Origin of the sequence: Streptococcus sp. HMSC073A12 (assembly GCF_001812815.1) — a bacterium.
Lineage (GTDB): Bacteria > Bacillota > Bacilli > Lactobacillales > Streptococcaceae > Streptococcus > Streptococcus vaginalis.
The window spans coordinates 290,362-302,732 of the sequence record NZ_KV810527.1 but is presented as its reverse complement, the minus strand read 5'-3'; the positions used below and the strand labels follow the sequence as shown (position 1 = coordinate 302,732).

The window sequence follows — 12,371 nt, the reverse complement described above, 5'->3', positions numbered from 1 at the left end:
ATATTCCTCTTTTCTATAATTTATTTTTGTAACGTTACATTCTCATTTTATCAACTTTTTATAAAAAATTTCCGGAAAATCCTGAATGGTAATTCTGATGTCCTGAATGGTCAAAAATATCGTTCAGTACATATGACGACTATTTAAGATTTTGCTCATCCATACATCATATTATATGGTAAGATAATTCTACAGGAGGAAAAATTATTATTGTCGGAGAAAATATTGATTATGAGCTATTATTTAAAAATCACTATCTCGTTTTTGGTGTGATTGACAGAACAAACGATCATTCTCTGAAATTCTTCAAACAACAAATCTGGTTTTATTTGGAAGGAATTTATAGGTAATTTTACTATAACAGAAAAAAACGAACCTAATCAGATTCGTTTTTTCTATCTCATTGCACACCTTATTTTGCTGCTGCGTACAATTCATTAACCTTATTCCAGTTGATGACTGAGAAGAATGCTTTGATGTAATCTGGACGAACATTGCGGTACTTCACATAATAAGCATGTTCCCAAACATCAATTCCTAAAATTGGTGTTTTCCCTTCAGAGATTGGTGTGTCTTGATTAGCAGTTGAAGTCACTTCTAATTTACCATCATTATTGACCACCAGCCAAGCCCAACCTGAACCAAAGCGACTTGCCGCAGCTGTTGTAAATGCTGCTTTGAAGTCATCAAATGAACCAAATGTTGCTTCAAGGTCTGCTGCTAATGCTGCTGATGGCTCTGTCTTTTCTGGTGTCATCAATTCCCAGAAAAGAGCATGGTTGAGATGACCACCACCGTTATTGATAACAGCTTGACGAATATCCGCTGGAATAGTTGCCACATCTGACAAAAGTTGCTCCAAATCCTCACCGATTTCAGGGTGTTTTGCCAGAGCTGCATTTACATTATTGACATAAGTATTGTGGTGTTTGTCATGATGCAAGTGCATCGTTTCTTCGTCAATATATGGTTCCAAAGCGTCGTAAGCATAAGGTAGATCAGGTAAAATAATTGCCATTGGTTTGTTCCCCTTTTTCAGTTTATATGAAAATGATAACGTAGAGCTACAAAATTTTCAACTTATTTGCTTATAAGTTGTGGGTAGCAATCTTTAACAAAGCCAAGTCAAATAAGTAACTTTTCTCATAAACTCCAGACTTGATTTGGTAATCGGTTTCAATCAAGCAAGCAAGTACTTTTTTTAGAAAATCAAGCTGTAAAGATCGCACATCACGCAAAGCATATTTGATTTGAAAAGGATTCACCTTTCGTCCTAAATAACTGGACAAGTCTGCTACAATCTGACTTTCATTACGTCCATTTTCAAAGAGGATTTTCACTTGTGCAAATATACGAAACTGTCCCAACATAATCGCAATCAGCTTAATTTCATCTTCACCTTGCAATGTCAAGTCTCGCACCAGACTTCTTGCCGCATCTACCTTTTGATGCAAAATCATCTGGGTAAGATCAAAAATATTATCCTGTAAAGTTTTTGGAATTGCTTCAGCAATGTCATCGCTTGTAATGATGCCATCTTTTTTATAATCCTTTAAAAAAGCTAAGTTTTTACTAATTTCACTAAAATCAAAGCCGGATTTGACAAACAATTCCTCGAAAACTGGTGAACTAAATTCTAATCCTTGTTCCTGAGCCAACTTACTAAAGTATGCCCGCAGCTCCTGCTCTTTTGGCTCACTTGCTTCAAAAATTTTACCATCTCGCTTGAGCAATTTTACAATTCGCCGTTTACTGTCTAACTTCCCTTCTGCAAAAATGACTAATTTTGTCGTATCTGCAGGATTTTCCAAATATTGCTCAAAAGATTTTAGCTCATCATCCGTCAAATAGCATTTTTTAGCTGTTGTCACATCCAAAAAATGATCCAAAATGACGATCTTCTCTTCAGAAAAGAAGGGCAAACTCACTAGATCAATCTCCACATCTGGATAAACGGCTTCTTTCATATCAAAGTAAGTCATATTTAAATCTGCAGCATCGTATTGAATTTGACGTAAAAATTGTGATTTCATCAATTCAAATTGCCCTGTATCATCACCAGTCAAAATCGTCAAACTAGGTAGATTTGTCAGATTTACAGCTTTGCACTCTTCAATCGCTAACACCATGATCTCCTTTTATAAATTTACGTTTCTCTCTTCACGTGTTGTTTATTCTATTAAATTAAATACCTTTATAAATCTCAACTAAGTGCTGAACTTTAACAAGAATTTGCTGTTTTTTCAACTCTCGAGCTCCCTTACGACGAGAGGTTGGTGGAATGATTTCATCCAAATCTGTTCCACTATTTTCCGCATAGCCCCGTTGAATCGCCCGATCAATGAATAATTGATAGCCATCTACTAGCTTTTCAGACTCTGCCAATTCACGAATAGCGACTGCTTTACGTTCTTTACCATAAGCATAGAATGCATTGATAATCTCATCATGATCTTTCAGATTCGCTAAATCAGTATCATTGATAAATCCAATAACCAACTCTTCTTTGGCACGAATATCAATACTAGAACGAATCACACGACTAACTTCTGCTTTCATTGCCTCTTTGGACTCAGAATTCTTAGATTTTTCAACAATCAATGCCAGAATATAATCTAGATTAATCTCATCTGTTTTTAAGAGTTCAATTTCAAATTCAACATCTGAAAGGTCAACCTCTAAATCTTTGCTCTTTCCATAGTTTTTAAGGTTTAAGAATTCATCTCGAATTTCTACATAAGCACTCTTCAAATCTTGGAGATATCCTTCTGAGATTGGTTTGTCTAACTCTTGGAATTCATCGTAGTTTCTGAGAACATTGTCTAGTTTCAGCAATTCACCGAATAGCTTGACAAACTCTTTTTTATCATTTTCTGTTTTAATTTCTTGTGGATTTGGGAATCTCTCAAGAATTTCCCGACAGACTTCTGCATATCCTTTGACCTCGATACCCGTTACTTGATCCACGAAACCATCCATGTATTCACTAAAGCTTTTTTCTAAGATAATTTCAAGCTTATTTGTGTCTCCAAAAGTCTTAATAGCTTCTTGCGTAGCCTTTTCTAAATCACGGAAACAAACAATATTTCCAAAAGGTTTAACCTTATTAAAAATTCGATTGGTTCTCGAGAATGCCTGAATCAAACCATGATAACGTAGGTTTTTATCGACAAAGAGAGTATTCATAGTCGGAGCATCAAATCCCGTCAAGAACATTCCCACTACAATTAGAAGGTCCACTTCCTTGGACTTAACTCGTTTAGAAAGGTCACGATAGTAATTTTGAAACTCTTTACCATCGGTTGAGAAGTTGGTCTTGAACATGTGATTATAGTCATCAATCGCCCTAGAAAGAAACTCTTTAGAAGATAGAGGCATAGCTGTATCTTGAGGTTCTAGCTCTTCGTCTTGAATTTCCCCATAAGCAGACTGTTCTTCGTTAGGTGCAAAGCTAAAGATGGTAGCAACTTTCAAACGCTTAGCCTCTGGTAAAGCTGCTTGTTGTCGATGGAGTTCGTCATAGTATAACTTAGCAGCTTCAATACTTTGTACTGCTAACATGGCGTTAAATCCAGACATCTGTTTTTGTTTATGGGTATAGTGTTGATTTCGGTGCGTTTTGGTATTATAAACTCTCAACAGGTAGTCAGTGATTGTCGCTATCCGCTCTGGATGGAGAAGAAGTTCTTTCTCCATCTTTTTGAGTTTCTTCTCATCAAGCTCTTGACCGACTGCCTTTTCTGCGTCTCTATATTTATTGATTTCAGGCTTGATATAGTTATAGTCAACCTTGAACTTCAATACTTTTTTATCTCGAATAGCATCTGTGATAACGTAGTTATGAAGTTGTTCTCCAAAGACTTCTTGTGTCGTTTCACCCGTCAAGCTATTTTCTGGGAAAATCGGTGTTCCTGTAAAGCCAAATAGAGCATACTGTTTAAAAGCCTTCTTAATACGCTTTTGCGCCTTCCCAAACTGAGAGCGATGACATTCATCAAAGATTAGAACACATTTTTTACTATAGATTTCATGGTTTGGATTCGCAGTTATAAATTTATTTAACTTTTGAATGGTTGTGACAACGATTCGATCATCATTTTCTTCGATACTTCGTTGAAGCTCTTTGGTATTGTTGCTACCATTGACTGAATTTGGCTGGAATTTTTGATACTCCTTCATGGTCTGATAGTCAAGGTCTTTTCTATCGACCACAAAAATCACTTTGTCAATGTAGTCCAACTCTGTTGCCAAGCGCGCAGTCTTAAAGCTAGTCAAAGTTTTTCCTGACCCCGTTGTATGCCAGATATAGCCACAAGCATTGATAGTGCCAAAGTTCTTCATTTCATTGGAAGAATGAATCTTGCGCAAAATACTCTCAGTTGCTGCTATCTGATAAGGGCGCATGATGAGCAAGGTATTATCAGCATCAAAAACACAATACTTGGTCAAAACTTCCAAAAGGACTCGCTTACTTAAGAAAGTGACAGTAAAGTCTTCTAGGTCGTGGATTGTTTTATTCTTGCGGTCTGCCCACTCACAGGTGAACTCATAGTGATTTTTATTTTGAGCAGTCGTATTTGCAAAGTAGCGTGTATAAGTCCCATTCGAAATCACAAAAATCTGAATGTATTTGTATAAAGAATTTTCGCTATTGAAGCTTTCCTTGCTATAACGGTGAACCTGATTAAAGGCTTCTTGCAGACTAACTCCACGTCTCTTTAATTCAATCTGAACTAAAGGGAGGCCGTTTACTAGGATGGTCACATCATAACGGTTGGTATGACTCCCCACCTGGGTCACTTGATTGATGACCTGCATGCTGTTGTTGTGAATGTTTTTCTTATCAAGGATAAAAATATTTTTAATCCGTCCATCATCAAAGACAAAGTCGTAGATATGATTTTCTTGGATTTTTCGTGTTTTTTCAACTAGTCCTTCATTGGGACAGTCCAGATACTCCACTACAAAGCGATTCCACTCAGTCTCCGTAAAGGTTACCTTATTAAGTTTTTCAATTTGGAGCTTGGCATTTGCTAAAAGCTCTTTAGGTGTATGAATATTTAAGCGTTCGTAGTTGAGATGATTTACTAAATCAGAAATCAACCGATTTTCTAAATCTGCTTCTGACTGATACTCTCTATCCGTGCGATACTCTGGTTGATACTCAGCCAAGAGAATCCCTTCATTTGTTTCCGCAATTACTTCATGCACTTTTGAATAATCAACCATAGTCTGCTTCCTTTTATTGTATTAATTGAGATTCTTTCTCAAGATGATTGAAGATATTTATCTAGTAAAGTTTAATAATTGTTCCCGCCAGTATTCATACTGTTTCTGTCTTAGTTCGATTTCTTTTGGAAGACCCTCAGAAAGAGAGTTGGTTAGGGTGTTAAAATTGTCAAGAATGGAGACGATTCTTTTTTGTTCAGTGAGAGGTGGAAGAACAATTTCAAATTTTTCCATCTCCTTCGAATTGATACGAATAACTTTTGTTCCAGTTACTTTTCTTTCCTTTTGAGATTGAAAAGATGTAGACCGGAACCAATAATTTAAGTAACGTGAGTTTTGATTCGTTTGAATGATATAACTATCTCCAGAAATTCCAATCTCTTCTTTTCCTTCCCAAACAATCGATTTCCCAACATCTTCAACATTTTCAGATGTTGTTGCCATTATCAAATCATTAGGATTGGCTTTTTTTAACTTTTTGAACACTATTTCACTAGTTTTAGAAAGAGTTTCAACGACTGTAAAATCGTATCTAGTGTAAATTTGTCCGTAGTGAATAACAGATTTCCCAATTTCGGTAAAATCTTTCTTCTGAAGTCCATTTCCTCTTACAAATTCACAAATCGCTCCCAACTCCACTCGAATTGGACCAAATACCCACTGTAAAAGTTTGATAATTGCAGAGTTGTCCCACTCCTCTACTCTACTCTACTCTACTCTCAGTGTACACGCCTTCGGCGATGAATGTCAAGAGTTTATCTCGGAAATATTCGTACTGTTTTTGACGTAGTTCAATCTCCTTAGGTAGTCCGATGTTGAAGTCATTACAAACCGTATCAAAGTTGTCTAAAACTTGAACAATACGAGATTGGATTTCGAGGGAGGGGACTGGGATTTTGAATTTTTCAGTATCATTACTAGAAATTTGTGGCATCTGCATATTATTAGCGATGTTTTGAAAATGTTCTTTATTATGAACTAAGTAATGATAGATATATCTTAAGTTGATATTTTCATTGTCTGAACTGTATGACCAAAATTCATTTTTAAAACTAAATGGTTCTGTACAGTATTCAAAATCAATAATTCCACGAGATTTTACAACAATTGCCTCTTCTGTATGAATATCTTTATCGGGAATATCTCCATAGTTCACATCAGCGTAAGTCTTTCCTCCTGCAAAGATACGGATTGGCGCACCTTCTTTGTGAAGTAATTTCATCTGACTAGCTGTAATTTTAGTTCCTTTCCCTTTTTTAAGAAACTCATTTAACCTCTTCCACTCAACCTGATAAACCTCATGCTCAAATGATAAAAGTTTATCTCGATAAAAAGAATATTGCTTTTTACGTGAGGTCAATTCTGAGGTCAATTCTGTAACATAATCAGTGAATTTGTCAAGTATTTGCACGATTTTTTCTTGGATTTCTTCACTTTGAGGGATTGGTATTTGAGTAGTTCTTGCTTTACTCCAATGTCTTTTATAGCTCCCTTCTTTCTTATAAAAGTTACAAAAGCAATAGTATATATATTTTGCTTTTATGTCACTTTTAGGTTTCAATATTTTTAAACCATCTGCTCCTTGAACAAAAGCAAAGTCTACATATTTTATATGCTCTGAGTGATCTCCAAAAATGATATATTCATATTTTTCAAGATATTTTTCATTATCTGTATAACCTGCTACGAATTGTTCACCCTGATCAACAATTGGTATTCTTCCTGTTACTTGATACTCCTTTTTAGTTAACTTTACTGGACTTGTCACAGTATCAACCACTTCCCCCAACTCTTTCCATTCAACAGGACAGTTTTGTATTTCTTCTAGGATGTTCATCACTTACCTCCTTCCTTGGCTAGATTTTCAATGCTTTTAATTTCTTTGAGGTAATCTTTTTCAACTTGACTGAGGGTCTTGACTTGGTAGCTCTTATATTCCTTATCTACCTTCTGCTTCATCTGTTCACGAGAGATAGAACCACTATTGTCCAGCAAGGCTTCTCCAGTAGCCAGAAGGATACGGTCTACATGTGTCACCCAGTCAGCCATAGTCATGACTTCTTCTCGCTCTGCCTGTCTTTCCGCAAAGTCTAGGTATCCTGATACAAGCTGATTAAGCCCACGGAGTTCCTTTTCTGTCAGATAGTTCTTTGCAACTTTTGCTTCAGATAGAGTAGGAAGGTCTCCCTTAAAAGTGGTTAAGCCCATAAACTCCTTTTCACTATCAACACGGTTATAAATGAGTTCACTCGCAGTATTGTGGTGAATGGCATAATGCATCTTGTTTTGCACCGTCGCAAAGAATTTCTTTGCCTCTGGTGAATTTGCATTGTAGTCACTTGATGTCGCAAAAAGATCCAAGGCCTGACGGTAAAAGACTTTTTCACTTGAGCGAATGTCTCGGATTCTTTCCAGGAGTTCTTTAAAGTAAGAGCCTCCACCCAAGTTTTTCAAGCGCTCATCATCCATAGCAAAGCCCTTGATCAGATACTCTTTCAAAACTGTCGAAGCATAGTGTCTGAACTGGATGCCACGAGAGGAACGAACACGATAACCAATCGCCAAAATCATATCGAGATTATAGTAGGCAACATTTCGCTGAACACTTCTATTCCCCTCATTTTGAACTGTCAACTTATAGTTGACAGTTGCCTCTTCCGATAATTCACCATCATCAAAGATAGCCTTGATATGTTTACTAATATTTTGCTTGGAAGTCTGAAAGAGTTCAGCTAGTTCTTGTTGGGTCAGCCAGACTGTTCCATTATCTAAGTGAAGCTCAATAGCGGACTCTCCGTCATCTGTTCTATAGAGAATCACATCATTTGCCATGGCTCAATTCCTCTACAATCTTATCTATCTCTGCACGCAAGTGGTCAATCTTGGCAACAGTCTCAGCGATTTCTTTATTGAGCACATCAATATCAATTTTCTCACGTGTGTCTTCTTGTTCCACATATGTTGATACGGACAGATTGTAATCCTGCTCTGAACCAATCACATCATTATCAACAAGAGCAGATTTATAGTCAACATTTTGATAATTAGAGAATAATTCGACAATATGTTCGATATTGCTATCGGTCAAGACATTGTTGTTGGTCTCTTTTTTGAATTCCTTACTTGCATCAATAAAGAGTGTCTTGTTTTCCAGTTTATTCTTCGCCAGAACTAAAATCGTAGTTGCGATAGAAGTTCCAAAGAAGAGATTATCTGGAAGAGCAATGACTGCTTCAACAAAATTGTTATCTACTAGATACTGACGAATGGTCTTTTCAGCACCCCCACGATAGAAAATACCTGGGAAACAAACAATAGCTGCCCGACCTTTATTGGACAAATGATTGAGACTATGCATGATAAAGGCAAAGTCAGCTTTTGACTTGGGTGCTAACTTGCCAGCTGGTGCAAAACGATCATCATTGATAAGGGTCGGATTTCCATCCCCCACCCATTTGACAGAATAGGGTGGGTTCGACACGATGGCATCAAAAGGCTTTTCTTCCAGATGCTGAGGGTTTAAAAGTGTGTCCCCTCTCTTTATATTGAAACTATTATAGTTAATATTATGCAAGAACATATTCATGCGAGCTAAGTTATAGTTGGTCATATTGATTTCTTGACCAAAGAAACCGTCCTCCAAGATGTGTTCTTCATATTGTTTTTTCATCTGAAGCAAGAGTGAGCCCGAACCACAGGTCGGGTCATAGACCTTATTAATCTTGTCCTTGCCGACCATGACTAGTCGAGCTAACAGTTTAGATACTGTCTGTGGTGTAAAAAATTCACCCCCGCTTTTCCCTGCGTTACTGGCATAGTTGGAAATCAAGAACTCATAAGCATCCCCAAAGGCATCAATATCATTTTCTTCAAAATTTCCAAAATTAATACTATTAATACCATTTAAAATATCCGAAAGACGTTTATTTTTTTCTTTTACTGTTCCTCCCAGGATATTACTGCGGGTATCCAAATTATCAAATAAGCCCTTAATATCTTCTTCTGACTTAAAACCTATCGCAGATGCTTCAATGTCTTTGAAAATTTGATCCAACTCTATATTCAGATCATCATTTTCAGCAGCATGCCTCACAACATTTTCAAATAATTGACTGGGAAGGATGAAAAAACCTTTGTCCTCAACTGTATCTGGACGAAAATCTTCTTCTGCTTCCTCATCACTCAAGTCTGCATAACGAAAGTCCAAATCACCCGCTTCATGCTCCGCTTTATCAAAATAAGCAGACATGTTTTCTGAGATAAAACGATAGAAAAGAATTCCGAGTACATACTGCTTGAAATCCCATCCATCGACTGCCCCCCTTACATCATCAGCAATTGCCCATATTTTTCGGTGCAACTCTGCTCTCTGACTCGCTTCATTATTATGTTTCGCCATATTCATTCCTTCATTTTCTTACTACTCTCTATTGTACAAAAAACAAATGCTTGTTTCAATTGACAACAAGCATTTTCTTTTTAAATCAACTCCGTCCCAGTCGCGTTCTGTTTAATCTTACCAGCTTTCATGAGGCCACCCAGGGCTTTTTTAAACTGTCCCTTGGAAATGCCGAAAGTCGCCTTAATATCCTCTGGAGCTGACTTATCATTCAAGGTCATGAAGCCACCGTTAGTCTCCAGATAAGTCAGGATCATCTGAGCATCATTTTCCAGCATTTCAAAAGAGCGTGGTTTGAGCGAAAGGTTCAAAGTCCTATCCACCTCACGAAAACCAATGACACGCACATCCAATACCTGGCCCAGACGCGGCTCAGCATAGCGCTCGCTGGGATGGATAAAGCCCAGCATGTTATTTTCAGGCAGATAGACAAAGGTTCCAGATAACTTCAAACGATAAACAATAGCCGGCCAATTTTGATTTTGCATATTATTATAAGCTGGACGAGCTAATTTCTGGAAATCTTCTTGGTAGGCCAAAAGCCCCCAAATGCGGTCTTTTTTATCCACATCCAGACGGATATAGAGGCAATCGCCTTTTTTAGGCCAAAGTTCTTTTATTTCTGGCAAAATGTCAAGAGACACTACAATTTGCTTATCTGGAAGTCCTGTGTCAACAAAAACACCTAAGTCCTTACGAACATCCGTCACTGTTCCCCAGCCAAAAGTCGTCTGGGTCGCTGTTACATCAAGAGTCGTCAAGCGAAGTTTCTGCTTCATGTCGCTGTAGGCAAAGCCCTTGACCGATTCGCCCAGTTGATGCTCCCCCTCTTCTTTAGCTAAAGCATATGTCTGCCCATCTTTTTGAACAAAGTAAAAACGATTATTTTCATCGGTTACAAGACCTGTTATAAATGTTGCAAGATTTGTATTCATTTTTCATCTTTCTATCGTTCGAAGCGGATATGAAACTTTCTTCCTACTTCAAAAGAAGAAGCTGGAACAAAAGTGTTCAGCTTCCTTTGTTTATATAGTTATCATTCTAAGACGTAGTGATTTGGAGAAACTACGTTGACTTTAGTCAATTAGAGTTTCTCATACACAATTATTTGGCACTTTAGTGCCTAATCAATCACTGCTGAGTGGGTTCTAACTCGTTGATAAATCAACTTTTACAGCCCTACTCAACTTTGCGAAGAGTCAAGTTTCTAGGAAACGACTGATTTCGTCCCACCCTCCTTGCTTTCTATTTTTTACTACATACAGAGAAAAGCTTACACTTCAATCAATTCTTTTTCCTTGCTGGCAGTCATATCATCAATATGCTTAACAGCCTCATCTGTCACTTTTTGAATATCTTTTTCAAGTGTTTTCAATTCATCTTCAGTAATTTCTTTTGCTTTTTCTTGCTTTTTTGCTTCATCCATGGCGTCACGGCGGATATTACGAATAGCAATTTTAGCATTTTCACCGACTTTCTTCACTTCCTTAGCAAGATCACGGCGAGTTTCTTCTGTCAAAGCGGGAATGACCAAACGAATAACCGTACCGTCACTCGCAGGGGTAATACCAAGATCAGAAGCGTTGAGTGCGCGCTCAATATCTTTGATAGAAGATTTGTCAAACGGCGTCACCAAAAGGACACGCGCTTCAGGAATCGTGATAGACGCGATTTGATTAAGTGGAGTTTCCACTCCATAATACTCAACTGAAATCCGATCCAAAAGGCTGGCATTCGCACGACCAGCACGAATGCTACCAAATTCACGCGCTAAACTTTGGTGTGATTGTGTCATTCTTTCTTTCGCTTTTTCTACAATTGCATTTGCCATAACTTATTCCTCTTCTTTTTCTACATTATTTGAAACGGTTGTTCCGATTTGCTCACCAAAGACAACGCGTTTGATATTACCAGGTTCGTTCATATTAAAGACAACAAGGTCAATGTCATTATCCATTGAAAGAGTAGAAGCCGTTGAATCCATGATACGAAGACCTTTGTTAATCACGTCACGGTGGGTTAATTCATCAAATTTCACCGCAGTCTTATCTTTCTTCGGATCAGCGTTATAAACACCATCTACACCATTTTTTGCCATCAGAATCGCATCAGCTTCAATCTCAGCCGCGCGAAGGGCAGCTGTTGTATCTGTTGAGAAGTAGGGAGAACCAACTCCAGCACCGAAGATAACGATACGTCCTTTTTCCAAGTGTCGCAGAGCGCGTCCACGAATATAAGGTTCTGCTACTTGCTGCATCGCAATCGCTGTTTGTACGCGCGTATCCACCCCCACTTGTTGAAGGGAATCAGCCATAACCAGAGCGTTCATGACTGTTCCTAACATTCCTGTGTAATCAGCCTGCACACGATCCATTCCTGCTTCTGCCGCAGGCTCTCCACGCCAGAGATTCCCACCGCCGATAACAAGGGCAATTTCAATACCCAAATCATGTACTTCCTTGATTTCCTCTGCCATTTTTTGAACGGTTGAAATGTTAATTCCAATACCTTTCTCACCAGCAAGAGCTTCACCTGATAATTTGATTAAAATACGTTTATATTTCGGGGCTACCATTTTTATTCTCCTTATTTTATCTGTACTATTTTACCATATTTTGAGATTTTTATATAGTCAAATTCTTTAAAAAATAAAAATTTCGATAAAAGGGAGAAGATAGTTTGCTACGCTATTTGAGCAACCAGCTATGGTGTCGTTCATTCATTATGCAACGAATATTGAAAT

The 12,371-nt window shown here is 37.7% G+C and carries 10 protein-coding genes; all 10 read right to left on the bottom strand.

Going from position 1 to position 12,371, the window contains the following annotated elements; all coding sequences use genetic code 11:
* Positions 1-412 precede the first annotated feature (412 nt).
* Positions 413-1,018 carry a superoxide dismutase gene (locus HMPREF2876_RS02245; protein ID WP_003040044.1) on the bottom strand — a complete coding sequence of 202 codons (606 nt, stop codon included), beginning with the start codon at positions 1,016-1,018 and terminating at the stop codon, positions 413-415.
* Between the two features lie 70 nt (positions 1,019-1,088).
* Positions 1,089-2,126 (bottom strand): DNA polymerase III subunit delta, encoded by a 1,038-nt coding sequence (holA, locus tag HMPREF2876_RS02240; RefSeq protein ID WP_070241624.1) that lies wholly within the window; start codon positions 2,124-2,126, stop codon positions 1,089-1,091.
* A gap of 58 nt (positions 2,127-2,184) precedes the next feature.
* On the bottom strand, positions 2,185-5,229 hold the full coding sequence (locus tag HMPREF2876_RS02235) for a type I restriction endonuclease subunit R (protein ID WP_070584059.1): 3,045 nt from the start codon (positions 5,227-5,229) through the stop codon (positions 2,185-2,187).
* Positions 5,230-5,286: 57 nt separating this feature from the next.
* Positions 5,287-5,868: a restriction endonuclease subunit S gene (locus HMPREF2876_RS02230; RefSeq protein WP_070584056.1), complete on the bottom strand. Its 582-nt coding sequence runs from the start codon at positions 5,866-5,868 to the stop codon at positions 5,287-5,289.
* A gap of 64 nt (positions 5,869-5,932) precedes the next feature.
* Positions 5,933-7,066, bottom strand: coding sequence for a restriction endonuclease subunit S (locus HMPREF2876_RS02225; RefSeq protein ID WP_070584054.1), 1,134 nt, complete (start codon positions 7,064-7,066; stop codon positions 5,933-5,935).
* Entirely contained in the window at positions 7,066-8,061 is a 996-nt protein-coding gene (locus HMPREF2876_RS02220; RefSeq protein ID WP_070584053.1) for a virulence RhuM family protein, read from the bottom strand. Before HMPREF2876_RS02220 ends, HMPREF2876_RS02225 begins: the two co-directional genes overlap by 1 nt.
* On the bottom strand, positions 8,051-9,628 hold the full coding sequence (locus tag HMPREF2876_RS02215; RefSeq protein ID WP_070584050.1) for a type I restriction-modification system subunit M: 1,578 nt from the start codon (positions 9,626-9,628) through the stop codon (positions 8,051-8,053). Before HMPREF2876_RS02215 ends, HMPREF2876_RS02220 begins: the two co-directional genes overlap by 11 nt.
* An 80-nt stretch (positions 9,629-9,708) precedes the next feature.
* Positions 9,709-10,563, bottom strand: a complete 855-nt coding sequence (cvfB, locus tag HMPREF2876_RS02210) for an RNA-binding virulence regulatory protein CvfB (protein WP_024051982.1) — start codon at positions 10,561-10,563, stop codon at positions 9,709-9,711.
* Positions 10,564-10,901: 338 nt separating this feature from the next.
* Complete coding sequence (gene frr / locus HMPREF2876_RS02205) at positions 10,902-11,459, bottom strand: ribosome recycling factor (RefSeq protein WP_003034284.1); 558 nt, start codon at positions 11,457-11,459, stop codon at positions 10,902-10,904.
* Positions 11,460-11,462: 3 nt separating this feature from the next.
* A complete protein-coding gene (pyrH, locus tag HMPREF2876_RS02200; RefSeq protein WP_003025453.1) occupies positions 11,463-12,203 on the bottom strand; it encodes a UMP kinase in 741 nt (246 codons plus the stop codon).
* Positions 12,204-12,371: the final 168 nt, after the last annotated feature.

Coding starts and splice junctions, on each gene's coding strand:
- pyrH (WP_003025453.1), bottom strand. CDS start 12,203: ATGGTAGCCCCGAAATATAAACGTATTTTAATCAAATTATCAGGTGAA.
- HMPREF2876_RS02220 (WP_070584053.1), bottom strand. CDS start 8,061: ATGGCAAATGATGTGATTCTCTATAGAACAGATGACGGAGAGTCCGCT.
- HMPREF2876_RS02215 (WP_070584050.1), bottom strand. CDS start 9,628: ATGGCGAAACATAATAATGAAGCGAGTCAGAGAGCAGAGTTGCACCGA.
- HMPREF2876_RS02225 (WP_070584054.1), bottom strand. CDS start 7,066: ATGAACATCCTAGAAGAAATACAAAACTGTCCTGTTGAATGGAAAGAG.
- HMPREF2876_RS02235 (WP_070584059.1), bottom strand. CDS start 5,229: ATGGTTGATTATTCAAAAGTGCATGAAGTAATTGCGGAAACAAATGAA.
- HMPREF2876_RS02245 (WP_003040044.1), bottom strand. CDS start 1,018: ATGGCAATTATTTTACCTGATCTACCTTATGCTTACGACGCTTTGGAA.
- frr (WP_003034284.1), bottom strand. CDS start 11,459: ATGGCAAATGCAATTGTAGAAAAAGCGAAAGAAAGAATGACACAATCA.
- cvfB (WP_024051982.1), bottom strand. CDS start 10,563: ATGAATACAAATCTTGCAACATTTATAACAGGTCTTGTAACCGATGAA.